Annotated in this window: 17 protein-coding genes; 10 read left to right on the top strand and 7 right to left on the bottom strand. The window is 67.8% G+C overall.

Annotated elements, in window-relative coordinates:
• Nucleotides 1-14 precede the first annotated feature (14 nt).
• The 4 genes from hsdR to KEG38_RS26490 all read left to right on the top strand — a co-directional run bounded on the left by hsdR (nucleotide 15) and on the right by KEG38_RS26490 (nucleotide 6,691).
• Nucleotides 15-3,428, top strand: coding sequence for a type I restriction-modification system endonuclease (hsdR, locus tag KEG38_RS26505; protein WP_272422700.1), 3,414 nt, complete (start codon nucleotides 15-17; stop codon nucleotides 3,426-3,428).
• Between the two features lie 53 nt (nucleotides 3,429-3,481).
• On the top strand, nucleotides 3,482-4,903 hold the full coding sequence (locus KEG38_RS26500) for a class I SAM-dependent DNA methyltransferase (RefSeq protein WP_272422699.1): 1,422 nt from the start codon (nucleotides 3,482-3,484) through the stop codon (nucleotides 4,901-4,903).
• Nucleotides 4,900-6,429 (top strand): restriction endonuclease subunit S, encoded by a 1,530-nt coding sequence (locus KEG38_RS26495; protein ID WP_272422698.1) that lies wholly within the window; start codon nucleotides 4,900-4,902, stop codon nucleotides 6,427-6,429. The genes KEG38_RS26500 and KEG38_RS26495 overlap by 4 nt, the downstream gene beginning before the upstream one ends.
• Nucleotides 6,430-6,502: 73 nt before the next feature.
• On the top strand, nucleotides 6,503-6,691 hold the full coding sequence (locus tag KEG38_RS26490; protein WP_272422696.1) for a hypothetical protein: 189 nt from the start codon (nucleotides 6,503-6,505) through the stop codon (nucleotides 6,689-6,691).
• Between the two features lie 14 nt (nucleotides 6,692-6,705).
• On the opposite strand, the gene KEG38_RS26485 is transcribed toward KEG38_RS26490, so the two are convergent.
• The 4 genes from KEG38_RS26485 to KEG38_RS26470 all read right to left on the bottom strand — a co-directional run bounded on the left by KEG38_RS26485 (nucleotide 6,706) and on the right by KEG38_RS26470 (nucleotide 11,591).
• On the bottom strand, nucleotides 6,706-7,605 hold the full coding sequence (locus tag KEG38_RS26485; protein WP_272422695.1) for a hypothetical protein: 900 nt from the start codon (nucleotides 7,603-7,605) through the stop codon (nucleotides 6,706-6,708).
• 19 nt (nucleotides 7,606-7,624) lie between these two features.
• Nucleotides 7,625-8,986, bottom strand: a complete 1,362-nt coding sequence (locus KEG38_RS26480; RefSeq protein WP_272422694.1) for a hypothetical protein — start codon at nucleotides 8,984-8,986, stop codon at nucleotides 7,625-7,627.
• Nucleotides 8,987-9,724: 738 nt separating this feature from the next.
• Nucleotides 9,725-10,402 (bottom strand): hypothetical protein, encoded by a 678-nt coding sequence (locus KEG38_RS26475; protein ID WP_272422693.1) that lies wholly within the window; start codon nucleotides 10,400-10,402, stop codon nucleotides 9,725-9,727.
• 130 nt (nucleotides 10,403-10,532) lie between these two features.
• Complete coding sequence (locus KEG38_RS26470; RefSeq protein WP_272422692.1) at nucleotides 10,533-11,591, bottom strand: endonuclease/exonuclease/phosphatase family protein; 1,059 nt, start codon at nucleotides 11,589-11,591, stop codon at nucleotides 10,533-10,535.
• Between the two features lie 139 nt (nucleotides 11,592-11,730).
• On the opposite strand from KEG38_RS26470, the gene KEG38_RS26465 reads away from it, so the two are divergent.
• Nucleotides 11,731-12,768 (top strand): alpha/beta hydrolase family protein, encoded by a 1,038-nt coding sequence (locus KEG38_RS26465; RefSeq protein ID WP_272422690.1) that lies wholly within the window; start codon nucleotides 11,731-11,733, stop codon nucleotides 12,766-12,768.
• Between the two features lie 27 nt (nucleotides 12,769-12,795).
• On the opposite strand, the gene KEG38_RS26460 is transcribed toward KEG38_RS26465, so the two are convergent.
• Nucleotides 12,796-17,592, bottom strand: a complete 4,797-nt coding sequence (locus KEG38_RS26460; RefSeq protein ID WP_272422689.1) for a sigma 54-interacting transcriptional regulator — start codon at nucleotides 17,590-17,592, stop codon at nucleotides 12,796-12,798.
• 138 nt (nucleotides 17,593-17,730) lie between these two features.
• On the opposite strand from KEG38_RS26460, the gene KEG38_RS26455 reads away from it, so the two are divergent.
• A complete protein-coding gene (locus tag KEG38_RS26455; protein ID WP_272422688.1) occupies nucleotides 17,731-18,435 on the top strand; it encodes a hypothetical protein in 705 nt (234 codons plus the stop codon).
• A gap of 35 nt (nucleotides 18,436-18,470) precedes the next feature.
• The gene (locus tag KEG38_RS26450) at nucleotides 18,471-19,082 is read left to right on the top strand and encodes a Kazal-type serine protease inhibitor family protein (RefSeq protein WP_272422687.1); all 612 of its coding nucleotides are present in this window, start codon (nucleotides 18,471-18,473) and stop codon (nucleotides 19,080-19,082) included.
• A 10-nt stretch (nucleotides 19,083-19,092) separates the two neighbouring features.
• Here KEG38_RS26450 and KEG38_RS26445 read toward each other — a convergent pair whose 3' ends face one another.
• Together KEG38_RS26445 and KEG38_RS26440 are read right to left on the bottom strand one after the other, a co-directional pair.
• Nucleotides 19,093-20,478, bottom strand: coding sequence for a sigma-54-dependent transcriptional regulator (locus KEG38_RS26445; RefSeq protein ID WP_272422686.1), 1,386 nt, complete (start codon nucleotides 20,476-20,478; stop codon nucleotides 19,093-19,095).
• Nucleotides 20,475-21,968: a sensor histidine kinase gene (locus tag KEG38_RS26440; protein ID WP_272422685.1), complete on the bottom strand. Its 1,494-nt coding sequence runs from the start codon at nucleotides 21,966-21,968 to the stop codon at nucleotides 20,475-20,477. The genes KEG38_RS26445 and KEG38_RS26440 overlap by 4 nt, the downstream gene beginning before the upstream one ends.
• 346 nt (nucleotides 21,969-22,314) lie before the next feature.
• Here KEG38_RS26440 and KEG38_RS26435 point away from each other — a divergent pair, with 346 nt between their 5' ends.
• The 3 genes from KEG38_RS26435 to KEG38_RS26425 are packed head-to-tail and all read left to right on the top strand — an operon-like array spanning nucleotide 22,315 to nucleotide 25,492.
• A complete protein-coding gene (locus tag KEG38_RS26435) occupies nucleotides 22,315-22,707 on the top strand; it encodes a hypothetical protein (RefSeq protein WP_272422684.1) in 393 nt (130 codons plus the stop codon).
• A 16-nt stretch (nucleotides 22,708-22,723) separates the two neighbouring features.
• Complete coding sequence (locus KEG38_RS26430; protein ID WP_272422683.1) at nucleotides 22,724-24,166, top strand: TolC family protein; 1,443 nt, start codon at nucleotides 22,724-22,726, stop codon at nucleotides 24,164-24,166.
• 18 nt (nucleotides 24,167-24,184) lie between these two features.
• The gene (locus tag KEG38_RS26425; protein ID WP_272422682.1) at nucleotides 24,185-25,492 is read left to right on the top strand and encodes a multicopper oxidase family protein; all 1,308 of its coding nucleotides are present in this window, start codon (nucleotides 24,185-24,187) and stop codon (nucleotides 25,490-25,492) included.
• Nucleotides 25,493-25,559: the final 67 nt, after the last annotated feature.

Raw genomic sequence — 25,559 nt, 5'->3', positions numbered from 1 at the left:
GCCCAGGCTTGCCCGTGCCTCCTACCTCGTCGCCGAACTTCGCCTTCCTCGCGCATCACGATCCGCTGCTGGCCATCCTCGGCACCCAGGCCGAGCGGTACTTCGCCGACGATCCCAACACCTGCCTTCTCAAGCTCCGGCAGTTCGGCGAGCGCCTCGCGAAGCACGCGGCCGCGCGCCTCGGGCTCTACACGTCGCCGCTCGAGGACAACCAGGCCGTCCTCATCAACCGGCTCCACGATCGCGGCGCGCTCGACGTCCGCACGAAGCAGATCTTCCACGACCTCCGCCTCACGGGGAACAAGGCCGCGCACGACGCGCACGGCACGCATCACGAGGCCCTGCACCAGCTCAAGATGGCACGCGAGCTCGGCATCTGGTTCCAGCGCTCGTTCGGCAACCATCGCAAGTTCGATCCTGGCCCGTTCGTCCCCCCACCCGGGCCGAAGGACGACGAGGAGCTCGCGAAGGAGCTCGCGGCGCTGCGCGCGGAGCTCGCGAAGAGCAAGGTCGACGTCGAGGCCATGCGCGCCGCGGCCGAGGAGGAAGCCAAGAAGCGGCTCACGGCGGAGCAGCTCGCGCAGAAGGAGGCCGACGAGCGGGCCCTCTGGGAGGCGCTCGCCACCGAGGAGGCCGAGCGGCGCGCGAAGGACATCGAGGCCGTCGCGAAGCAGAAGGCCGCGATCGAGGCCGAGCTCGCCGTGCTCCAGGCCAAGGCCGCCGCCGCTCCCGCCGAGACCCAGCAGTTCGTTGCTCGTGCCGCCGAGGCGTCACGCGACGTCTACCTCGACGAGGCCGCGACGCGCCGGCTCATCGACGAGCAGCTCCGCGCGGCGGGGTGGGAGGTCGATTCCGAGCGGCTCTCCTACAAGCGCGGCGCGCGCCCCGAGAAGGGGAAGAATCGCGCCATCGCCGAGTGGCCCACGAAGAATGGCCGGGCCGATTACGTGCTGTTCGTCGGCACCGTGGCCCTCGGCGTCGTCGAGGCCAAGCGGTTCCACAAGGACGTCGCCGGCAAGCTGGATCAATCGGCGCGGTACAGCGCCGGCCTCCTCGCGAAGGACGGCGTGGAGCTCGCCGGGGGGCCGTGGGGGAAGGTGAAGCACCGGGTGCCGTTCCTCTTCGCCACGAACGGCCGGCCCTACCTCGAACAGCTCCGGGAAAAGAGCGGCATCTGGTTCCGCGATGCGCGCCGGGACGAAAACGCGGGCAAGCCGCTCCAGGGCTGGTATTCGCCGGAGGGCCTCGAAGCCCTGATGAAGCAGGACATCGGCGCGGCGCACGACAAGCTCCGCAGCGAGCCGACGGGCTACCTCGGCCTGCGCGAGTATCAGATCCGCGCCATCCAGGCCGTCGAGGCCGCGATCGAGACAGGAAAACCGAGCTGCCTCGTCGCCATGGCGACGGGGACGGGCAAGACGCGGACGGCGATCGGGCTCGTGTACCGGCTCCTCAAGGCGAAGCGCTTCCGCCGCGTGCTTTTCCTCGTCGATCGCAGCGCGCTCGGCGAGCAGGCCGGCAACGCGTTCAAGGAGACGCGGCTCGAGAACCTGCAGACGTTCGCGCAGATCTTCGACATGAAGGAGCTCGGGGACATCAAGCCCGAGGGCGATACGAAGCTCCACATCGCCACGGTGCAGAGCCTCGTGAAGCGGGTCCTCAACGCCGCGGATCCCGCGGACGTCCCGCCGGTCGATCAATACGATTGCCTCGTCGTCGACGAATGCCACCGCGGCTACACGCTCGATCGGGAGCTCTCCGAGACGGAGCTCGGCTTCCGCGATTTCGACGACTACATTTCCAAGTATCGTCGCGTCCTCGACCACTTCGACGCGGTGAAGATCGGCCTCACGGCTACGCCCGCGCTGCATACGACCCAGATCTTCGGCGCTCCCGCGTTCCGCTACTCGTACCGCGATGCCGTGATCGACGGCATGCTCATCGATCACGAGCCGCCCATTCGTATCGTGACGGAGCTCGCGCAGAAGGGGATCCAGTGGGCCAAGGGCGAGGGCGTCAAGGTCTACGATCCGGGCAAGGCGCAGCTCGATCTGATCCACCTCGAAGACGAGGTCACGATCGAGATCGACGGCTTCAACCGCGCCGTCATCACGGAGAACTTCAACCGCGCCGTTTGCGAGGCGCTCGCGAACCACATCGACCCGATGGGCGACGCGAAGACGCTGATCTTCGCGGTGAACGACGACCACGCCCAGCTCGTCGAGCGTCTGCTTCGGGAGGTCTTCACCGCGAAGTACGGCGCGATCGACAACGACGCGGTCAAGAAGATCACGGGCAGCAGCGACAAGCCTCTCCAGCGGATCCGCGAGTTCAAGAACGAGCGCCTGCCGAACGTGGCGATCACGGTCGATCTGCTCACAACGGGGATCGACGTACCGCGCATCGCGAACCTCGTCTTTCTCCGCCGCGTCAAGAGCCGCATTCTCTACGAGCAGATGCTCGGCCGCGCGACGCGGCTCTGCCCCGAGATCGGCAAGACGGTCTTCCGCATCTTCGACGCCGTGGAGCTTTACGACGCGCTCGAGCAATACACGGACATGAAGCCCGTCGCGCCCTCGCCGGCGATCACGTTCGCGCAGCTCGTCGCGGAGCTCGGGCACGGGGATCCCGAGGCGCGCAAGCTCGCGCTCGATCAGCTCGTCGCCAAGCTCCGGCGCAAGGCGCCGTCTTTGAAGGGCGACGACCTCGTGCGCTTCGAGGGCATCGCCTCGATGCCCCCGCCGTCCCTCGCGGCGATGCTTCGCCGGCAGAGCCCCGAGGAGGCTGTCGCGTGGTTCGGGCAGCACGAATATCTCGTGCCGCTGCTCGACGGGCGGTTCGGCGAATCGCGGCCACTGCTCGTCTCCGACCACGTCGATCGGGTCGTGGCCGTCGAGGTCGGTTATGGCAAGGGGACGCGCCCCGAGGACTACCTCGACAGTTTTTCCGCGTTCCTGCGGGAGAACATGAACAAGATCCCGGCGCTCGTGGTCGTCACGCAGCGCCCGCGGGACCTCACGCGCGCGGCGCTGCGCGAGCTGCTCCTCGCGCTCGACGCGAAGGGGTACACGGAGGCGGCTTTGCAGACGGCGTGGCGCCAGGCCTCGAACGCCGATTTCGCGGCGTCGATCATCGGCTACATCCGCAAGGCCGCGCTCGGGGATCCGCTCGTCCCGTACGAGGAGCGCGTCGCGCGGGCGACGGCGAAGATCCTCGCGCGGCCGGGCTGGACGTCGATCCAGCGGCAATGGCTCCAGCGCATCGGCAAGCAGCTCGAACGCGAGCGGGTCGTGGATCGCGCCACCATCGACGAGAGCGAGGCCTTCAAGTCGAACGGCGGGTTCAAGCACCTCGACAAGGTGTTTTCCGGCAAGCTCGACGAGATCCTCGGGGATCTGCGCGAGGAGGTCTGGAAGGACGCGGGGTGAGGCTTTACCTCGGCGTCGGACTCGCGTAGTTCTTCCGCCGGAACCTCCCGCCCATGTCCACGACCGACATCGTCCAGAAGCTCTGGAACCTCTGCCACGTTCTCCGGGACGACGGCATCACCTACCACCAGTACGTCACCGAGCTGACCTACCTTCTCTTTCTCAAGATGATGAAAGAGACGGACCAGGAGAAGCACCTGCCGAAGGGGTATCGGTGGGGCGATCTCGAAGCGAAGGACGGGGTCGAGCAGCTCAACTTTTATCGCGCGCTCCTTTTGCACCTCGGCACCGAGGGCTCGGGGCGCGTGCAGGCGATCTTCGCGAATGCGACGACGTCGCTCAAGGTGCCGCGGAACCTGAAGAAGCTCGTGGATGCGATCGACGGGCTCGACTGGTATTCGGCGCGGACCGAGGGGCTCGGGGATCTGTACGAAGGGCTGCTCGAAAAGAACGCGTCGGAGAAGAAGTCGGGGGCGGGGCAATACTTCACGCCGCGGCCGCTGATCGATTCGATGGTGCACCTCGTGCAGCCGCAGCCGGGGGAGAAGGTGCAGGACCCGGCGGCGGGGACGGCGGGGTTTTTGATCGCGGCCGACCGGTACATCAAGGGCAAGACGGACCAGCTCTTCACGCTCGACGCGAAGGCGCAGGCGTTCCAGAAGAAGAAGGCGTTTTACGGCGTGGAGCTCGTGCCGGACGCGCATCGGCTCGCGCTGATGAACCTGATGCTCCACGACATCGAGGGCGAGCTTTTGCTCGGGGATACGCTCTCGTCGCAGGGAACCGAGCTCGACAAGGCGGACGTGATCCTGACGAACCCGCCGTTCGGCACGAAGAAGGGCGGCGGGCTGCCGACGCGGGACGACTTTACCTTCCCGACGTCGAACAAGCAGCTCGCGTTTTTGCAGCACATTTATCGGGGCCTGCGGCCGGGCGGTCGGGCGGCGGTGGTGCTGCCGGACAACGTGCTGTTCGAGGAGAACACGGGGACGGAGATTCGGCGCGATCTGATGGAGAAGTGCGACCTGCACACGATCCTGCGGTTGCCGACGGGGATCTTCTACGCGCAGGGGGTGAAGACGAACGTCCTGTTTTTCTCGCGCGGGACGACGGACAAGGGCCACACGAAGGCGGTGTGGGTGTTCGACATGCGCGCGAACATGCCTTCGTTCGGGAAGCGGACGCCGCTCACGCGAGACCATTTTGCGGAGTTCGAGGCGGCGTTCGGGAAGGATCCGCTCGGGAAGAGCAAGCGGAAGGATCAGGGAGAGGCGGGGCGGTTCAGGAAATTTTCGCGGGAGGAGATCCGGGCGCGGGGGGATAACCTCGATATCGCTTGGCTCAAGGATGAGAATGTCCGCGGGGCGGATGATTTGCCGGAGCCGGAGGAGATTGCGGACGAGATTTTGGAGAGGTTGCGGATCGCCGTGATGGAGATTGAGGGGCTGCGGGCGGAGCTTGGGGGTGGGGCGTGAGTGACGTTCCTACTGGATGGACGACGGTACGCGTCGGCGATGCCTGTCATCTCATCAACGGCCGCGCTTTCAAGCCCACAGACTGGACGAGCGACGGCTTGCCAATCGTCCGGATACAAAACCTCAACAGCACCCAAGCCAAGTTCAATTTATTTAATGGTCATGTGGAGCATAAGCACCTGATCGATTCGGGCGAGCTGTTGTTCGCCTGGTCAGGTACGCCGGGCACATCGTTCGGCGCCCATATCTGGGATCGCGGCAAGGCGGTGTTGAATCAGCACATCTTCCGCGTGCTCTTCGATGAGCGAGAGTTCGACAAGAGGTTCCTCCGACACGCCATCAACGACCGCTTGGAACACCTAATCGGCGTTGCACACGGCGGAGCTGGTCTCGCCCACGTGACGAAGCCCGTCTTCGAGGCCACAGAGATCTTGAAGCCACCTCTGGCCGAACAACGCCGCATCGTCTCCAAAATCGAATCCCTCACCGCCCGGAGCCGCCGTGCCAAGGAAGCCCTCGACGCCGTCCCCGATCTCCTCGAACAGTTCCGCCAGTCCGTGCTCGCCGCCGCGTTCCGCGGGGATCTGACCGCCGCGTGGCGCGAGAAGAACCCCGACGTGGAGCCGGCCGAGGTGCTCCTCCAGCGCATCCGCGCCGAGCGGCGGCGGCGGTGGGAGGAGGCGGAGCTCGCGAAGATGCGGACGAAGGGGAAGATGCCGGGGGATGATCGGTGGAAGGCGAAGTACGAGGAGCCGGAGCCGGTCGATGCGAGTGAGTTGCCGGAGTTGCCGGAGGGGTGGGCGTGGGCATCCGTGGGTGAAGTTGTAGAGTCACTCAAGAACGGCATCGCCACCAAGCCCGATCAGGACGGGGGACTGGCAATTCTTCGTATCAGTGCTGTCCGCCCCATGCGAGTGAACACCAGTGACGTTCGATATCTCGCTCCATCGGACGAATTCGGAGAATACGAGCTCGTCCCGGGGGACGTCTTATTCACCCGGTACAACGGCAACGAGGAGCTCGTGGGGGTCGCCGGCATGGTTCGAGACGTTGCAAGCGCTCTCGTGTACCCTGACAAATTGATTCGGGCACGTGTTCTGCGAAGTGTCATCGCGCCAGAATTCTTCGAGGCAGCAACTAACGCGTTCGCCACGAAAGCCTTTATTGAGACTAAGCGAAAGTCGGCTGCGGGCCAGGTCGGTATATCGGGAAGCGACTTGCGCATCGCGCCGATCCCGGTTGCGCCACTTGCGGAGCAACTTGTGATGGCTCGTGCGATCACAAGAATGATCGCACTGGCGGATGCAATCGAACGAAACGTCGAGGATGTGGAAAGCCAGCGGACAGCGCTCGATCGAGCCATCCTCTCCAAAGCCTTCCGTGGCGAGCTCGTCCCCCAAGATCCCACCGACGAACCCGCCTCCCTCCTCCTCGACCGCCTCCGCGCCGAAGCCACCGATCCAACCGGCAAGAAGCCCAAACGCGGCAAGCGGCACGCCGCCGCTGCAGCGGGCACTTCCGATTGACGCCCGCACGTCCCTGGACAAACCAGCGGACGTAGGACCTCCTCGCGCCCCGTCGATCCCTCCCCTCCCCGCGGTGACCGCGTGGCTGCGCGCGCAGGGTCCTACGGACATCGAGGCGTCCGTGCACACCGAGTGGAAGACGCTGGACGGGCTCCTGAACGTGCTAGCGGAAGAAGAGGCGAGGGCCCAGCGCGCGCGGGATCCGAGGCACGACCCGTTCTTGCGTGCCTGGGGGCTGGTGAGGGACGAGGACGAGGGGTAGCGAGCGCGGCGGACCTATTCGTCGACGACCTGGATCGGGATCCAGTCGAATCCGGTGACGCCTGCGTCGCGGAAGATGCGCCAGACCTTGGGGGTGACGAGGAACAAGGGGGACGGGAAGAGGGCGTCGCTCACGTCGCCTTCAAAGTGGAAATCGCCGAACCATTCCCAGGTCACGTTGACGTCGCGAATGTCCACCAGGTCCGAGGCGCGGTAGACGAGGCGGAGAGGAACTTCCGCCTGTCCGAGGAAACCGCTCCGTCCGCAGGAGCAGAGTTCGTCACCCTCGATTCCTGTCGAACGTGGTGATAGCGGCGGCATCGTGTGCGTAGCGCAGATCTGCCGCCATGGGAGCTGAATGTGGCCTCTCTTTTCGAAGGCTGCGAAGACACCTCGGAACGAGATCCCGATCAGGCCGCTTTCCGCGAGCGTGCCGGCCAGCTTCTCGTCGACGAGCATGTCGTCGTAGCAAGTTGCTGCGGCGCGCCGGCCTTCGAGTCTATGAAGATACTCCCCGTCGATGATCATGGCGGACGTCTGCCGGGCCCCGGCGCCGCAACGATTGCACGCCTCGGACACGTCGTAGGTCGTGCCCACCCGAGGCCCTGCGAAGACCTCGGCATTGACGTCGTACCACATGACGAGCAGCCGCGTGGATTCGAGCTCCTCGTCGGTGAAGCAGTCGTAGCGCCGTTCGAGCCAGCTGATCCCGTGTGTCTTGAGGAGGTCCAAGAGCACCGACAGGCGTTTGTCGGTCTCGTCGAGCGTCAGGTTTACCCGGATCTGCCGTTTGCGTTGCAGCGTGAAGTCTTGCACTTCCGCGACATCCATCGGTATTCCCGCCGGTCCGAACACGGCCTCCAGTCCACCAGGGATGTGTTGCGCTGCGAAAAGAACCTTGACCTCGGTTTTCATATCCTCGTCTCGCGATATCTCATTTCCCGAAATAGGGCTTGATGGCCGCGAGCCAGTGCGGAACATCCTTATACACGTCCTCGTATGCCTGCCAGAGGCCTTTCTTGGTCTTCGGGAACCTCTCCCTGGCCTCGTCGAGCAACTTTGTGATCCTCTTGTGTTCTGCGCTCGTCAAGATCACCGATGGTATCTCGTCAAGCTCCTTCGTGAGTCCCCACCTGCTGGCCATCGCCTTCTCCAGGATGTGATGCGCCTGGTAGTCCCCCTCCAGGCCCCGCGTGAACTCGCGCATCGCCTTGTATGGCCCGAGCGCGCCGTTCTGCTCCAGGGCATCCGCGATCGTCCTCCCGTACTGCGTCGCCAAGAGCTCAGCCGTCTCCTTGGACACCTTCTCGGCCCCCTCCAGGATGATCGGCGCCTTCTTCGCGCAAGCCTCCTCCAGCTTCTTCGCGAACTTCTCAGCCTGCCCGACGAGCACTGCCGACGCGACCTGCGTGATCGCCGCCGCGGCCTGGACGATGGCGTTGTCGACGCCGTCCTCGTTATCGCCGCCGATGATGCCGAACCGCTTGCCGTCCTTGCGGGCGAGGTCGTGATTGAACTCGCCGTTCAGCATCGCGGAAGCGATCGTCAGCTCGCGGACCATCCGTTCGAGCGGCGTCAGGGGCTTCGCCTTGCCCTTCCCGTTCCCGTTGCACCCCTCCTTCGTCTGCTCACACGGGACCGCGCTCACGAGGGGACGCCCTTGCCGATGCTGAAGCTCCGGCAGCGCGCCGCCCCGATCCACCAGCGTGCAATGCTCGTCCACGCACTTGGGCGGGTGCACCTCGTCCTTCTTCGGCAAGGTCGACTCTGACGGCAAGAGCGGCTCGTTCGACAGCACGCCCTCGGGCGGAGGCGGCGAGGGCCGAGGCTCCTCCGGCGGGCGCTCCGGCATCATCTTCACGCCGGGCGGCACGACGTCGACTTGTTCGTCCTTCGCCGGCGGCGGCTTCGGCGTCTCCGAGGCCTCGGCAGACGTGGAAGCCCCCGCCTTGTCCTCCTCGGCCGAGGCCTTCGGCGCGTCCTTTGCCGGGGCCGGCATCGGGCGCGGCGGCGGCGTGGGGCAGGTCAGCTTGTTGTGCGGGATCGGTAGGAGTTTCGCGCTCGCGGGCGGCGCGTAGGGGTCGAATACGTAGGTTGTGAGCCCCTGGCTCTTCAGCGTGAACTTCGCGCGTCTCGTGGTCCACATAGCCTTCGCCCCCGGCGAATAGGCCCATTCGTTCACGTTCGGCGCGACGTCCGGCGGCCTGACGCAGACGCGGATCTCCGCGCGGGCGAGTGACGGCACGCACAGGACGAGAAGGACCGTGAGCAGGAAGAGGGCCGCATGGCGACGCATGCGAGTCAGGACACCGAAAACGTGTGCGCGGGGCAACTTTCCACCAAAACCACACCCCGACCCGTTTCGCGCCGATCTCGGAAGGTCGAACCGCCCGCCGACCCTTCCTCGCCGAAACAACGGTTCCGTTTTTTGTCGCCCGACCCTTCCTTTACAAAAAACGGAAGGCTCAGCGGCGCCGCGACCCTTCCTTTCCGGACCGCGCCTCTCCTCGACGCGCCGCGGACGGGTCAGAAGGAGATTTGGAAGACCATCGTTTCGCAGGCGACCCTTCCGCGGCAAATTTGGGAGAGGCCTTCCGCACAAAAGACGCGTCGCGAGGCGATTCAGGGAACCGTTTTTTCGTCGAGGAAGGGTCGAACGCCGGATCGGGAAACCGATATCGCGCGAAGACGGGTCGAAACGCTTGTTTTTAGCTGGTTGCGCCGCGCCGGGGCGCTGCCCCGGGCCCCGCGGGGGCTATCCGCCCCTCGACCCGGACCAGGGCAAGCCCTGGACTCGGGTTGGAAGAACCGCGCGATGCGCGGTTCTTCCACAGGCCGGTGGCAAGACCAGGGACGGTGTTGCCGGTCACAGCGGTCTTGGTTGGCAGGGTCTTGCCTCGATCTGTTCGATGAACTGCGCGATGCGCAGTTCATCGAACCCGGGTCCAGCGCTTGCGCTGGTCCGGGTCCAGGGGTGGACAACCCCTGGTCGGGTCCGGGGTGAAACCCCGGCGCAACGGCTGCCCGATGGGCTTCAGGGCTGCTTGGGCCAGGCGCGGACGAAGGTCGAGAAGAATGGCAAGCCATGCGCGGAGGGGTGGGGGTCGACCTGGGTGTCGACGCCGCTCCGCGTGCTGGAGAATTCTCCTTCCCACACGATGGCGCCTGAGGTCGTATCGACGATCGACACCTTCCCTGAAAGCGTGGATTCGACGGCGTTGCCGCCCATGCTCCCGGCGCCATGGACGACCTGCTCGTAATGCAGGCGTGCCAGGACGAAGTATCGCGCGTTGAGGGAGGTCTTGAGCTCGGCGAGCCGGCTCGGGTCGGTGCCTCCCTCCTCGTAGACACGCAGGTACTTGGCTTCTTCTTGGAGCGCCCCCTGAAGGGCCTGATCATGCTCGGCGTTGCTGACGATCGGGATGTCCTGCCGATTCTGCCGGGTCGCACGAATGAATTGCGCGACCACCAGCGAGCGCTCCCTGGGGCCCACGTGGGTGGTGTCGAACTTCACGGGCATGATCGCGATCCTGCCGGTGACGAGCTCCTTGGAGGTGAATGCGGGATCCACGCGGAGGTTCGTGGGCGTCCAGGCGCAGCCTGCAACGACGCCGAGCCCGAGCACGGGCATCGCGGCGATGAGCAACGTGGAGGCCGCGCGCTTGAGGCGGCCAAGGTATTTTGATGACTGCGAGGAGTGCATATCGTTCACGGAAACCCCCGCTCTGTGTGAGTCGAGACGTCCGAATCGTGTGTGTTCGTGCCAAACGACACTAACAGAAATGACAGAAGGGTGTCAAGCGGAGGTCGGAGAGGGAGGGGGCGGGCTGCGCACCAACCATTCATTTCGTCACGAACGAAAGCGTGGCGACAACCGGACGGTGATCGCTGCCGCCGTCGCCTGGGCCGATCCGCGCGTCGATCGTTTCGAGTGCGTTCGAGTGAAAGATGTAATCGATTCGCACGAGCCAGGTCGGCACGGGCACGCCGAGGAGGACCGGGCGTGAGCCGCCGCGCGCGGGCGTGGGTTCGCCCGGGAACGTGTGCCCGAAGCCCCACCCCGCCTCGCGCCAGGCATCACGCATCGCGCGGGTGACGATCGCATGTGCCGCGTTCTGATCGGTCGCGTTCAGATCACCCGCGAAGATCAAGGGGCCCGCGTGCGCGTCCGCGAAGTCGGCGAGGGCCCGCGCTTGCTCGTCGCGTACGCGCGCATTCGCAGGCCCGGCGACGGTGTGGAAATTGACGAAGGTCACGCGTTCTGTCCCGATATCGAGCTCCACGACCATCGGTGTACCTATCCACGCGATACGATCGAGGGGGCTCGCATCGACTTTGCGGAGCGGATGGCGGCTGAGAATGCCGCTGCCCGTCACGCCGGGTCTCGCATCGAGCAGGCGGTAGGGATACCTTTCGGAGAGCGCTTGCTCCAGTGCATCTGCATGCTCGGGCGTCATCTCCTGCAGCGCCACGATGTCGGCATTCACTTCGCGGATCACGCGTATCGTCGCGGCCGTGTTCGGATTGAAACCGAGCGTGTTGTAACTCATGATGCGGAGCTGGTTCTCGGTTGCCTGCGGGGTTTTACCGCACGGCACGAAAAGACCGCCCCAGAGCCACACGAAGAGGAGCGCCGAAAGGACGACGATGACAACCCCCTCACGCCGGCGACGAAGCGCTACCACGGCCAGAATCAAGGGCGCCGGCAAGAACGCGTAAAGAAGCAATGCGTTCGCCGCGAAGGACCACCATGTCCGATCCCCGAGCCCATAACGCGTGACCAGGACGGCGACGAGGACCAGGCCGTAGGACCAGACGAGGCCGTCGAGGAGCCGGTCGCGAAAGGACCGACGGTCGCTCGAACGAGGAGCTTCCTGGGTCGGTGCGTCGGCCGGGGTCATATCGAGAGGTCTAGCACTCGGAGACGCGAGGAACGAGCCGTTCGGCCGAGCGTGCGGAACCCATTGTGACGCTCTTGAGACACTTCAACGCGTGCCGCCGGTGCGGCGTGCTCGCTTTTCGGTCATCCTGACGCGCGTCATGCCCCGGAGACCACAAGACCCGGTTCCCCCGGTTCCCTACGACGAGCGCGACGTCTCCTACGAGGGAGCGTCTCCCGAAATCACACTCGCCGGCACCCTGACGCTGCCGCGGGCTGTGCCAAAGGCGCCGGCCGCGCTCTTCGTGACGGGTTCGGGACCGCAGGATCGGAATGAAGAGGTCGCGGGCCATCGCCCTTTCCTCGTCCTCGCGGATTACCTGACCCGGCGCGGATTCGCTACGCTGCGCGTGGACGATCGGGGCGTGGGCGGCTCCACGGGAGACGATACCCGGGCGACCCAGGAGGATCTCGCGCGGGACGTGGCCCGAGGCCTTGCATTCCTGCGGCAATACGAAGCGATCGATCCGAGACGGATCGGGCTCATCGGGCACAGCGAGGGCGCCCTCGTGGCGGCGATGGCGGCGGCGCAGGCCCCGGAGCTCGCGTTCCTCGTGATGCTGTCCGGCCCCGGTTTGCCAGGGATCGATGCAATTCACCTGCAAAGCGCGCTCCTCGCCCGGAGTCGCGGCGAAGACGAGGCCGCCGTCCTGCGCGAACGCCGCATGAACGAGCGAGTCTTCGCGGCCGTGCTCGCCGCGCCGAACACGGGCGCGGCTTTCGAGATGGGAAAACGTGTCCTCCTCGAAGAGCTCGCGGCGCTGCCCGAGGACGAGCGTCCGGCGGACGACGAAATCGAGCGAACCGCCGAAACCATGGCCACCATCGTGAGCGCTCCCTCGTTCACGAGTTTCCTGCGCGGAGGTCCGGCGCCCTTCCTGCGTGCCGTTCGCTGCCCCGTGCTCGCCCTCGGGGGCTCTTTGGATCTCCAGGCGCCAGCACGTGAGCACCTCGCGGGCATCGCGGCCGCGCTCGAAGCCGGGGGCAATCCACGCGCGGAGGTGATCGAGCTGCCGGGGCTCAATCATCTGTTTCAGACCGCGGTCACCGGGGCCCTCGAGGAATACGAGCAGATCGAGGAGACGTTCGCCCCGGCGGCCATGCAACGGATCGCCGCGTGGCTCTCGGCATGGGAATGAAATGTCCCGCCTCCAGGCTCGGGAGGGTCACCTCGGTCGCGCAATCCCATACCGTTCAAGCCGGCGATAAAAGGTCGCGCGTGGAATGGCGAGCGATCGCGCCGCCTGCGCCGCATTCCAGCCATTCTCGGCGAGCGCACGGAGGATGGCCTCGCGCTCGGCATCCCCGCGAGGCCGCTCGACATGCCGCGACGGCAAAGGCCGCGCGTCCCGGAGGCCGAGGTCGCCGGGTCGGATCACGTCGCCCTCGGCGAGCACGATCGCCTTCATGAGCACGTTTTCGAGCTCGCGCACGTTGCCGGGCCAGGAATGGGCGAGCAGCACGCGCATCGCCGACGGCGTGATCCGCGGCGCCGGCCTGGAAAGCTCACGGGCCGCGCGCGCGACGAGGTGCGCCGCGAGCTCTGGCAAGTCTTCGAGCCGGTCGCGGAGCGGGGGAAGCGTGACCTCCACGACGCCGACGCGGTAATAGAGATCCTCGCGAAAACGGCCGAAACGGACCTCGGTCCGGAGGGTCCGGTTCGTCGCGCAGACGAGCCGGAAATCGACGGGGACCGTGGTGTCGCTGCCGAGCGGGCGCACCACGCGCTCCTGCAGGACGCGGAGCAATTTGGCCTGGACTTCGAGCGGCATTTCGCCGAGCTCGTCGAGGAAAAGCGTGCCGCCCGACGCCGCCACCATGAGGCCCCCGCGATCACGATCCGCGCCGGTGAAGGCGCCTCGCTTGTGGCCGAAAAGTTCCGCTTCGAGGAGGCTCGCGGGCAATGCGGCGCAATTGATCCCGACGAAGGGGCCCGCCCGGCGCGGGCTCCCGTCGTGCACGGCGCGCGCGACGAGCTCCTTGCCTGTGCCGCTCTCGCCGAGGACGAGCACCGGCAGCGGCGACGCGACGACGCGGTCGAGCGTCGCGAACACGCGGCGGAGGGCGGGGCTCCGGCCGATGATGCCCCGATCGTCGTGGCGATGGTCGAGCGCCTCTTGCTTCGCGCGCACCTCGTCGCCGAGGCGTACGATTTCGGCGGCCTGGAGCCGCGCGAGCTCCTCCACTTTGCTGCGCTCGGCTTCGAGCTCCTCGGTGCGGCGCCGGAGGTCCTCGATGAGGCGCGCGCGCCGGAGGACCAGCGCGACGTGATCGGCGAACCCGAGGACCAGGTCGATGTCGGCCTCACGAAATCGCGCCTCGGTGAATCGATTGTCGAGGTAAAGCGCGCCGATCACGCCGTCGGGGGACCGGATCGGGACGGCAATGACGGACCGGAGGCGCATGGCGTGCACGGAGGCATTTTCACGGAAACGTTCGTCCTCGCGCGCGTCGGCGGTGCAGACGGGCTGGGCCGTGCGCATCGCTTGCTCGGCGATCGAGCGGCTGAATTTGAGGTGACTTTTGCCGATCTGCTCGCGATCGACGTTCCGTGCGGCCGGCACGTGCAGCGCCCCAGAGCGCGGGTCCTCGAGCACGAGGAAGCCTCGTTCGGCGCCCGTGAGCTCGATCGCGGCGTCGAGCGCCATGACGAGGATGCCATTCGCCTCGTCGGTGCCATTGAGCTTCCGGTAGAGGTCGAGCAAGCGCGAGAGTTTTTCCGTGCGTCCCTGGGGTGCGCCTCCGACGTGGGGAGGGACAGGCGCCCGCAGGCGCCGTCGTGGATGGGCGAAAAATGCGCTCCGGAGCTCGGGCGCGAGGCCCGAAACGGCTTCCTCCCAGAGCGCGTCCGCGCGGGCGCGCAGCGGAATGGCGCGCGCCCGTTCGCCTGATGGGTCTAGCGCCGCGGCGAGCCGGCTCGCGCAAACTGCAATGAGGTCAGGCTGCCCTGCACGCTCCGCAAACGTGAGCGCTTCTTCGAGTCGCGAAAGCCCGCTGGCGGGCGCACCCCGCAATCGGTCGAGCTCCGCCCGCCCGAGCGCTTCCCGCGCCGCGATGTCGGGCGCCTCGCGCGCCTCGCCGGCCACTGCATCGAGCGCTCGCGCGGCGGCCGAGAGGTCCCCGGCCGCGAGGTCGATGTCGGCCCGTTCGAGCGCGACTTCGGCCGCCTCGCGCGCCATTCCGAGCCGATCAAAGGCCCCGCGGGCCCGCTCGGCGGCGTCGCGGGCAACGGCGAGGTCGCCGAGGCCAAACGCGTTTTCCCCGACGGCGGATGCGGCCGCCGCGGCAATGGCCACGAGCCCGGCGGCCGTGGCGTCCGCCTCGGTGCGTGTCGCGGTGCGCAGGCCTCGCTCGAAGGCGCCGACATCGGCCCAGAGCTTCGCGAGGTTCGAGGCGAACAGGAGGCCGACGTCTTGCTGCCCGAGCGCGCGGCTGACCCGCGCGCCGCGCTCGTACGCCTCGAGCGCCTCGGCAAACCTGCCGAGCTGGTGGCATGCGGTGCCGAGGTTCAAGCACGTCCGCGCGATGGCGTCGCTCAAGCCGTGCTCCTCCGCGACCCAGAGCGCCTCGCGATGGCCCGCGAGCGCCGCGCGGACGTCGCCCGCGCGGTAATCGTGAATGGCGCGGTAGCTCCGCGCGCGGAGCAGGCGCCGCGGCGAGCGCGCGGTGGCGGCGGCCGAAAGCGAAAGGAACTTCCGCGCCGTGCGAAGATCGCCGAGGTGGGTCGCGGCGACGACGAGATCCTCCATGAGGTCGGCGCGCACGTCGTCGTCCGGCAGCGCGGGCGCGGCCTCGAACGCAGCCTCGGCGACCACGCGCGCCTCCGCGTGACGCCCGAGCCGCGTGAGTGCGCGTGCTTCGAGGTCCGCGCGCCGCGCCTGGCCCACCTCGTCGAGAGGCTCGCGCGCGGCCTCCGCGAGGACCGTGAGCGCTCGCTGCGCCTCTCCCTGTTGCGCGAGGCAACTCGCGAGCGTGAGGAGCGCGCCGCCGCGCTGCGGCCCCTGCGCGAGGCGTGGGAGCCTTCGTTCGATCGCCTCGCGCGCGCGCGCTGGATGGCCGCCGAGCTCGATGACACGCACGGCGAGCAGCCACGCCTCGTCGTCGGCGTGCTCGGCGTCGACCACCGCTTCGGCTGCGCCCCGGAATGCGCGTGGTTGCCTTACCGCGTCGGCCCCGTGCTCGGCGAGCCGACGTGTTGCCTCGTTCGCCCGTCCCGCGAGCGCCCAGTGCCGCACGGCCTGCCCTGCCGCCTCCAAACGTTCTTCCGGCGACGTCGCGGGATCCACGGAGCGCGCGTCGAACGACGCCGCGATCGCCGCGTGTGCCGCACGGATCGCCTCGTCGCTCACGGCGAGCGTGGCCGCCTCCCGACGCGTGATCCGCAGGGCATCGGCATCCCGCCGCGCGAGGCCACGGCCGACCAGCGTGGAGACGTTCACCTCATCGACCCCGAAGCTCGACAGCAGGCTGAGACGCGCGCGGCCGGAGAGCGCAACGAGCAGAGCCAGCGCGCGCTCCTCGGCCGGCGGAAAGGCGCTCGTGACGGCGGCTCGGTGCCTCTTCGGGACGAGCCTCCCCATCGTGACTGCACGATCGAGCTCGCCCTCCGCCGCGCTGCCGGCTTGTAGCTCCGCGACGACCTCGGCGATTGCCGCGGGGTGCCCGCCCGTGGCGGCGAAGAGCTCGGCCTCGACGCCGGAGAGGCCGACGTCCAGCATCCACCGCTTCACCGCGTGCGCCGTGAGCGGCCTGAGCCCGATCCCCGTGACCCCCGCGGATTCGCCCAGAAACACGCTCTTCGCATGGTCGCTCTCGGTGACGACGAGGAGCACGGGATCGGCTGGATCGAGCGACCGCGCGAGGGCCGAGAGCGCTTCGCGATCATCGTCGGGCAGGAGGTGGACGTCGTCCACGAGCAACGCCACCGGTGTGCCCCGACGAACCAGCCGATCCCGCGCTTCGAGCGCGGCGCGCCAATTCCCTTCGGCCAGCGGCTCGGCGGCGGCGCGCTCCACGAGCGATCCGAACGGCCTTCGTGTCGTGGCGAGGGCTTCGACGGTCGCGACCCGCGTCTGCGCGATCCACTTGAGCTCGCGAAGCAGGCGGCTCCTCCCTGCCCCTTCCGGACCGCGGACGATCGCCACCCGCGGCCCGGAGAGCCCCGCTTCGAGGCCGTCGAGCAACGCCACGAGAAGGCCGAGCTCCGCCTCCCGACCCACGAGCCGCGGCGCTTCGCGAGGCGGGACGTGTATCCACGACGCGTGCCCGCCGAGCGCCTCGATGACCTCCTCCGCGGACGCGGGACGCGCGGCGGGATCCGGATCGGCGAGCCGGCGCGCGAGGCGCTCCACCAGAGGAGGCAGCCCATGCTCGCGCGCGAGATCGAGCAGCGTCACGCCGACAGCGAAGAGATCACTGCGCGCATCCGCGCGTTCTCCCCGTAAAACCTCGGGCGCGATGAACCGCGGCGTCCCGCTCGGCACCGCCACGCTCCCGAGGAGGCCCGCGCACGACAGATCGAGCAGCACACCACGACCACGCTCATCGACCATCACGTTGGCGGGCTTGAAATCCCCGTGCCGTAGCCCGAGGCGATGCAGGAACGCGAGCGCGGACAGCGCATCGACGAGCGGCCCGCGCAGCGCCTCGAACGAAGGCGCCGCCCGATCGAGCTCGCGCCCGGCGACGACCTCGGTTGCGAGGTAGTGCAGCGCCGCGTGTTCGCCGTCCCGCGGAAGGGAGCCGAAATCGAGCACGCGGACGAGGTGCGGGTGGACGAGGCCCGCCAGGTAGCCGAGCTCCGCGCGGAGGGCCCATTCGTCCTCCGCGCGCCGTAGCACCTTCAGCGCGACGTCGGCCTCGAGGACGAGGTCCCTCGCGAGGAACGTCCGCGCGAGGCCGCCCTCGCCGAGCGTCGCGACGATCCGATACCGGTGGGCGAGGGTCTCTCCCGGGGCGACCAAGCTTGCCAAATGTCTCACATGTGTCTCACATGTCGCAACGAGACACTTCCTGCGGCTGAACCACGCGTTCCGCCGCGAGAATTTGCGCGTTCTGCCTGTGGGCGTCGCCTTGGTACGCCCCCTGCTAACGGCCCGCGCATGATTTCTGGTCGCGTGCTTCTTCGTTTGGTCGCCGCGTCGCTCGCGCTTGGGGCGTGCATCGTGAGCCCCCAGCCGACGCCCCCCGAAGAACCCACGCTCGACGCGGAGCTCATCTCGCCGGGCGGGCCCATGGACGTGTCCACCCACGTGCGTTTCCTGGGCGAGCCCGGCGCGGTCACGCCGCCCGAAGGCAACGTCGTGGTCACGAACCTGGACACGGCGGACGCGCCTCTCGCGGCGAAGGTCGCCGCGGATGGGAGCTTCGAAATCATCGTTCCCGGCATCTCGACGGACGAGTTCCGCGTCGAGATCGTGGGTCCGGGCGGGGGTCGCTCGAAGCCCGTCGATCTCGTCCTTTCCGCCGGCAGCGCCACGTTCGAGCCGGGTCCGCGGCCCCTCGCCGAGTGCCTCCTGCTCGAGCCTTCGCTCTCCGTCTCGTTCGACGGGGCGGGCGATACGAAAAACCTCGTCGTTCGAAACGAATGCCCGGACGAGCTCTCGTTCCTCGCGCCTCGCCTGCGCCGCGGAAACGCCGCATTCGGCTTCTCGAATGCGGCGCCTTTCCTCCTCGCGCCGGGCGGCGCCGCGACGATCACGGTCGACGTCGGCGCCCAGGCGGACGAGCAAGTCGACGTGCTCTTCGTCGAGACGACCGGCGCCATTCGTGATCGCCGCCCCCTGACGCTCTTCGTGATTCCCTGAAACCCAATCGATTCACCAGGAAAAAGGAGAACATCATGCTTCGATCGAACACGCTCACGCTCCTCGCGCTCGCGCTCCTCGTTTTGCCTGCTTGCGGCAGCACCGTCGACTCGGGCGGCGGCGAGCAAACGGGCTTCACCAAGGACGAGGCCCGGGCGATGAACGGTGTCACCAAGGAAGGCGCCGACGTGTGCGCCCTCGAAGGCTGGTACGACGACGGCACGTGCGACGACTTCTGTCCGGCGAGCGACGGCGATTGCTCCGTATCCTGCCCGAGCCCCGACGATTCTGCGGTCCACTACGTCTCGACGGACTTCAGCACGTGCTTGGCATCCTTCATCATGTGCCCCGAGGGGCAGGTGCTCTTTTCGAGCCCGGATTGCGGCTGCGCCTGCATCGAGAACGATGCCGGCGAGCTGTGCAGCGAGGAATCCGGCATGTTCTGCGAAGAGGGCTACTTCTGCGATGTTCCGATCGACACGATGTGCGGGGCGATCATCGATCAGGCCGGGACCTGCAAGCCCAAGCCCGAAGCGTGCGACCAGAACTACGACCCGGTCTGTGGATGCGACGGCCAGACGCACGCGAACGCGTGCACCGCCAACGCGGCCGGCACGGCCGTCGCGACGGCGGGAGCCTGCCCCTGATCACGCAGGGTCATTTGCGAAACTCGTCCGCCGAAAGCCCCGCGCGCCGGAGCAGCCTGTAAAAACTCTCCCGCTCGATCCCCGCGTGCTCCGCCGCGGCCGTCACGTCCCCGAAAAACCTCTTCAAGACCGCCTCCAGGTATCGGCGGCTCGCCTCGGCGCGTGATGCATCGACGGCCTCGCGATACGTGAGCTTCGCGAGCTCGGTATCACGCGCGCCCGTGGCCCCTGCCGCGCTCCCGCCCTGGATCTCCGGCGGCAATGAGCCCAGCGTGATCTCCCGCGTCGTCTCGATGATCGCCGCCCGCTCGACCGCGCTCCGGAGCTCCCGCACGTTCCCCGGCCAGCGATAAGCGTTGAGCGCAGAAAGCGCTGCATCGGAAAACCGCGTCGCGCTCGATCCCGCGTGCGGCGCTCGTTCCGCGAGGAAACGTTGCGCGAGCAGGGGAATGTCCTCCGCACGCTCGCGCAGCGGCGGAAGCTCGAGCACGCATACGTTGAGGCGGAACCAAAGATCCTCGCGGAACGATCCAGCCTTCACCATTCCGCGGACGTCCCGGTGTGTCGCAGCGATCACCCGGACATCCACCTTCCGCTCGCGCGGCTCGCCGATACGTCGAACGGAGCGCTCCTCGAGCACGCGCGTGAGCTTCGCCTGGATCGTCGGGCGGAGCTCGCCGATTTCGTCGAGGAACAACGTGCTCTCGTGGGCCTCCTCGAAGAGGCCGGCGCGGTCGGACGTCGCGCCCGTGAAGGAGCCGCGCGCGTGGCCGAAAAGCTCGCTCTCGATCAAGGACCGCGGAATGGCGGCGCAGTTGACGGCAACCAGGCGCGAGGGCGCCCGCGACGAGCGCTCGTGAATCGCGCGGGCCACGAGCTCCTTGCCGGTCCCCGTCTCGCCGAGGATCAAGACCGTCGCGTCGGTGGGCGCGACGCGCTCGATGAGCTGATAGACCCGGCGCATCGCGGGCGAACGCCCGATCATCGCGCCAAACCCGTCCACGTCACGCGGCTCGTGGCTCTCGTGGAGCACCGCCGCCTGCGCGAGCGCGCGCTCGACGAGGGCCTTGAGCGCGTCGGTCTCGAAGGGTTTCGTGACGTAATCGTACGCACCTTCGCGCATGGCCTGCACCGCCGTCGGGACCGTCGCATACGCCGTCATCAAAATGAACGGCACCCCCGGCCAGCGAGCGCGCACCGCGCGGAGCACCTCGAGCCCGTCGCCGTCGCTCATGCGCAGATCGCAGAGCACCACGGTGATCGGCTCTCTCTCCAGCGCCTCCAGCGCCGATCGCACGCCACGCGCGGTAACGACACGCCCGAGCTTGCCGAGCACCTTGGCGAGCATGGCGGTCATGTTCGGCTTGTCGTCGACCACCAGGATCGTCGGCTTCACGCGGCTTCTTCCTTTCCGGCGTCCACGATCACGCCCGGCAAATCCACGACGAACCGCGCGCCCCCGCCGGCCCGCGCTTCCGCCCGGATGCGCCCGCCATGCGCGGTGACGAGGCCATAACAGACCGCGAGGCCGAGGCCCGTTCCATCCCGCCGTGTCGTGAAAAAAGGCTCGAAGACGTGGTCGATCACGTCGGATGACAAACCCTCGCCGCGGTCGAGCACCTCGAAACGATACCCGTCACCCTCGCGATGCCCCTCGACGAGGACCGGCTCGTCGCTCGACATCGCCTCGCGCGCATTCGAGACGAGGTTCACGATCACCTGCCGGATCCGCAAGGAATCGACCCGGATCATCGCAGGCTCCGCGTCCACCACGACGGTCGGCGAGCCCGATGAAATGGGCCTTCGCGAGGGCACGCTTTCGGCGCGATCCGCCGCATCGCGCAGCAGATCGGCCGCGTCCACGGGGCGCGGCACGAGCGCGGGCGTACGTGCGTACACGAGCAGCTCCTCCGCGATGCGCTGGCAAAGCGCCGCCTCCTCGTCGAGGATCCGGAGCTCGTCGCGCATCGAATCGTTTTCGACCTCCTCGCGCATCGTGCTCAGGTAACCGCGGATGACGGTGACGGGATTGTTGATCTCGTGCGCCACGCCCGCCGCGACCCGCCCGATCGCCGCCAATCGCTCGGCGGCCACGAGATCCGCCTCCGCGCGCTTCAGCGTGTCGAGCATACGATTGATCGCGTCCGCCACGACCGCGAGCTCGACCGCGGGGACGGGCTCGACACGCGCCGTCCGATCCCCCTCGGCGACGCGCCGCGCGACACGCTCGAGCGAGCCGAGCGGCGTCGCGAACGACCTCCACAAATTGCGCCCGGCGACGAGGGCCACCGCGGCCGCGAGCAGGCCCGTGCCCACGGCGATCACGAGCGCGAGCCGCACGGCGCTCGCAGCCTCGCCTTCGGCTTTCAGGGCCTCGCCGTCGAAGTAGCCGGCGACCGCGTCGGCGTGCTCCGTCATCCTGTCGACCAGAGCGTTCGCCCGCTCGTGCGAGCGATGCACCTCCGCCCAGTCTTTGCGATCGATCGCCGGCAGGATCTCCTCCGTGAAGACGCAGCTCAAGTCGCAGCTCGCGTCGGCGATCGCGTCGAGGCGGCCTTCGCCCGCGTCGTCGACCATCGGCCGGAGCGCGCGGAGCTCGTCGTTCAGCTTGTCGACCCACTTGTCGTGATGCGCGATGTGGGAGGGGTCGCGCAGGATGATCGTGTGCGCCTCGTGGATGTATTGCTCGCGCGCCACCACGCTGAGCAGCGCCGCGCGGCGCGAGGCCACCTCCAGGTCGTGCGCCTTCAGGATGGCTCGACGCGACGCGAGCGCCGAAACCACGGCGCTCGCGCCGCTCGCGAGCACGAGGGCAACGAGAAGACTCACGGTCAGGAGCAGACGGCCGCGGAGGCGATACGCCTGCGGCGACGACGACACCGCCATGCCCCGCCTTTAGCAATGGGCATGACCCGAAGCCAGCGCGACGCGAGGCCGCTCGTGTCCGCGCGGGTCACGTGTTGTAACCGGCTCGGTCACTCCCCGTGCCCTACCCGCGCGTGATGCTCCGGGAAAACCGAGGGCTCTGCCCTGGCACGAAGCGTGCTGCGCCGCGCGGCGGCGTGGCGACGAGAGCCTCGGCGAACGACTGTAATCAACGGCTCCGTCCTGCGTCGGCAAGGGCGAGGGTTGCGCAGACGCGGATGCCGCGCGATGAACCGGAGCCGCCTGCCCGAATCCACCCCCCTCCCCGATCGTGATGCCGAATTCAGAAGGAACTTGGAGTCGACGCATGAAGACCACGCTGGGCCTGCTCGCCCTGCTCTTCGCATCCGCCTGCAGCGGGCCGGAGGTCCCTTCGGCCTTCCAGCCGGATTCTCCCGCATCTCCCGCGGCGTCCCCGGCGCCCCGTCCCCCCGTCGCGGCGGTGCTCGCGGCGTCGGATCCGCGGGATGCCAGCGTCTGCGTGCCCGAAAAGCCGTGCGTCCTTCCCGCCTCCGAGGACGAGGGCGGCTCCGGGCATCCACACGGCGGCCACGATCACGGAAACCACGGCGGCCACGGAATGAACCACGGAGATCACGGCGGCATGAACCACGGCGGCCACGATCACGGAAGCCACGGCGGAAAAACCCCCGCGCCGCCCGCCACGGGCCACGAAGGCCATCGCGGCCACAAACATTGACCGGATGGAATTTGCCATGACGACGAGGTCTCTCTTTTCATTCGGTGCGCTTTTGCTCGCCCTGGGCCTGTCCGCCGGCTGCGCGAGCGGGACGCTTCCCCAGCACGTGGGCGAGGTGAACGACATTTTCGCGGCGCGAAACCGGCCCGATCTCGCCGTGTCCGTGCCCGGAGAGGACGAAGATTGGGAGAAAACCGCGGCGGAGGTGCCGAAGCTCCTCTCGAAGCCACTCGACGCCGACGGGGCCGTACGCATCGCGCTCGCGCAGAACCGCGAATTGCGCGCGGCCTTTTACGAGATCGGCATCGCCCGCGGTCGGTTCGTCCAGGCGGGCCTGCCGCCGAACCCCGAGATCGATCTCGGCGTCCGGCGCCCGAACGATCCGGCGCAGCCGCTCCAGCTCGACATCGGGATCGAATACAACCTCACCGGGCTCCTGATGCTCCCGCTGCGCAAGGGCGTCGCCGAGGCCGAGCTCGCGGCGGAGCGGCTGCGCGTCGCGGGGCAGGTGCTCGACATGGCCTACGCCACGCGGACGGCGTTTTACGCGGTCCAGGCGCGGCAGCAGGAGCTCGACCTCCGCGTCCGCGCGCTGAAAGCGTTCCAGGCCGGCTTTTCCGCGGCCGAGGAGCTCCACCGGGTCGGCAATCTCCCCGAGATGGATCTCGCCACCCAAAGGGCCGCGGTGGAGTCGGCGCGCGTGGATGTCGCGGAGGCGGAAAACCGCCTGCTCGACGCACGCGAAAACCTGAACGTCGCGCTGGGTTTGTCCGGCGGACAGACGGACTGGACCGTCGAGGCAAAGCTCCCGGATCCGCCGGCCGAAGCACTCCCCACCGAGCGAATCGAGCAACGCGCCGTCGCGGCGAGCTTCGAGCTCCAGGAGCTCGAGGCGCGCATGCGTGTCGCCTCGAAACGCGCCGGGCTCGCGCAAACCGAGGGCACCCTCCCCCACATCTCCGGCGGGTTCCACGGCGAGCGGGATGAGCTTGCGTGGGAGATCGGCGGCCACGTCACGGTAGGTTTGCCCATCTTCGATCGCAACCAGGGCACGGTTTTGAGCGCTCGTTCCGAATTCGGCGCGCAGCGCGAGCGGTATCTGGCGACCGCCACGTCGCTCCGCGCGACAACACGCTCCGCGCTGAATCGCGTCGAATCCGCGGGCCGACGCGCGCGCCATTACCGCGAGGCCGTCCTGCCGGCGCGCGAAAAGGCCCTCGCGGAGACGCTGCTCCAGTACAACGCCATGCAGGTCAGCGTCTTTCAGGTCCTCGAGAGCCAGCGCCAGGTCACGCAGTCGGGCCTCACCTACGTCGAGACGCTGCTCGATTACTGGAATGCGCGCGCGGCCCTCGATCAAATCCTCGCCGGCCGCCACCGCGGCCTCGCGCTTGGCCCCGCCGGCGCGTCGCGAACGAACCTCCCCTCCGGAAGCGACAGCGCTGCCGCCGGACACTGATTGCAAGGAAGAAACACCATGGATCGCCGCAAATTCGTCCAGTTCGGGGTCGCCGCCGGCAGCGCCTTGCTCGCCTCCCAAGCGTTTGGGCAGGACAAACCCGGCGCCGCGCCTCCGCGTCCCGCGCCGAAACGCGCCGTCTTCCCCGGCGGACAGGTCGCCGTCACCACGCCGAACGGCGTGACGTTGCCCCTCAAGGAAAAGGACGGCGTGAAGATCGGCCACCTCGTCGCCATGCCCGTGAAGCACACGTTCGCGCCGGGGCTCGAGGGCGATTGCTGGGGCTACAACGGCCGGACGATCGGTCCCACGATCGAGGTCGTCGAGGGCGATCGGGTGCGGTTTTACGTGACGAACAAGCTGCCCGAGCCGACCACGGTGCACTGGCACGGCGTGATCCTGCCGAACGGGATGGACGGCGTGTCGGGCTTGAACCAGCGCCCCATCAAGCCCGGGGAGACGTTCGTCTACGAGTTCACGTTCCGGCACGCCGGGACGTACATGTATCACCCCCATTACGACGAGATGACCCAGATGGCGCTCGGGATGATGGGGATGATCGTGGTGCACCCGAAGCGGCCGAAAGGCCCGCCGGTCGATCGGGATTTCGTGCTCATGACGCACGAGTGGAAGATCACGCCGGGCTCGCGCCGGCCGGATCCCAACGAGATGAATGATTTCAACGTGCTCACGTTCAATTCGAAAGCCTTCCCCGGGACCGAGCCGCTGCTCGTGGGCCGCGGCGAGCGCGTGCGCATCCGGTTCGGCAATCTCTCGGCGATGGATCACCACCCGATCCATTTCCACGGCCTGACCTTCGAGACCACCTGGACCGACGGCGGCGAAATCCCGGCCGCCGCGCGTCATCCAGAGACGACCGTGCTCGTGCCCGTCGGCAGCACGCGCGTCATCGAGTTCGTTCCCAACGAGCTCGGCGACTGGGCCTTCCATTGCCACATGACCCACCACGTGATGAACCAGATGGGCCACGGGATGCCCGTCATGGTCGGGGCCGACGCGCGGAAGATCGACCCCAAGGTGCAGAGCCTTTTGCCCGGTTACATGACGATGGGACAAACCGGCATGGGCGAAATGGCCGAGATGGGCATGCCCGTGCCGAAAAACTCGATCCCCATGGGCGGCGGGCCCGGTCCGTTCAGCTCGATCGACATGGGCGGCATGTTCACGATCCTGAAGGTCCGCGACAACCCCGAGACGGCCGATCCGAAAGGCTGGTACCAGCACCCCAAGGGCACCGTGGCCGATCGCGCGGAGGATGCGCAGTTGAAGGCGGATGGGATCGATCCGGATGTGAAGTTCGGCTGACCGCGCGAAGCCGCGCCCCCTTGCCGCTCCCGTCCCCTCGCGTGCGCCTCCCGCCGTCCGCGCTACG

It is taken from the genome of Polyangium jinanense, from assembly GCF_028435265.1.
Classification (GTDB): domain Bacteria; phylum Myxococcota_A; class Polyangia; order Polyangiales; family Polyangiaceae; genus Polyangium; species Polyangium jinanense.
The sequence above is the reverse complement of the archived record's forward strand: the minus strand, read 5'-3'. Positions and strand labels throughout refer to the sequence as shown.

Excerpts from the sequence above, each read along its gene's own strand:
- KEG38_RS26500 (WP_272422699.1), top strand. The coding sequence starts at position 3,482 with ATGTCCACGACCGACATCGTCCAGAAGCTCTGGAACCTCTGCCACGTT.
- KEG38_RS26485 (WP_272422695.1), bottom strand. The coding sequence starts at position 7,605 with ATGAAAACCGAGGTCAAGGTTCTTTTCGCAGCGCAACACATCCCTGGT.
- KEG38_RS26480 (WP_272422694.1), bottom strand. The coding sequence starts at position 8,986 with ATGCGTCGCCATGCGGCCCTCTTCCTGCTCACGGTCCTTCTCGTCCTG.
- KEG38_RS26470 (WP_272422692.1), bottom strand. The coding sequence starts at position 11,591 with ATGACCCCGGCCGACGCACCGACCCAGGAAGCTCCTCGTTCGAGCGAC.
- KEG38_RS26465 (WP_272422690.1), top strand. The coding sequence starts at position 11,731 with ATGCCCCGGAGACCACAAGACCCGGTTCCCCCGGTTCCCTACGACGAG.
- KEG38_RS26455 (WP_272422688.1), top strand. The coding sequence starts at position 17,731 with ATGATTTCTGGTCGCGTGCTTCTTCGTTTGGTCGCCGCGTCGCTCGCG.
- KEG38_RS26450 (WP_272422687.1), top strand. The coding sequence starts at position 18,471 with ATGCTTCGATCGAACACGCTCACGCTCCTCGCGCTCGCGCTCCTCGTT.
- KEG38_RS26440 (WP_272422685.1), bottom strand. The coding sequence starts at position 21,968 with ATGGCGGTGTCGTCGTCGCCGCAGGCGTATCGCCTCCGCGGCCGTCTG.
- KEG38_RS26435 (WP_272422684.1), top strand. The coding sequence starts at position 22,315 with ATGAAGACCACGCTGGGCCTGCTCGCCCTGCTCTTCGCATCCGCCTGC.
- KEG38_RS26430 (WP_272422683.1), top strand. The coding sequence starts at position 22,724 with ATGACGACGAGGTCTCTCTTTTCATTCGGTGCGCTTTTGCTCGCCCTG.
- KEG38_RS26425 (WP_272422682.1), top strand. The coding sequence starts at position 24,185 with ATGGATCGCCGCAAATTCGTCCAGTTCGGGGTCGCCGCCGGCAGCGCC.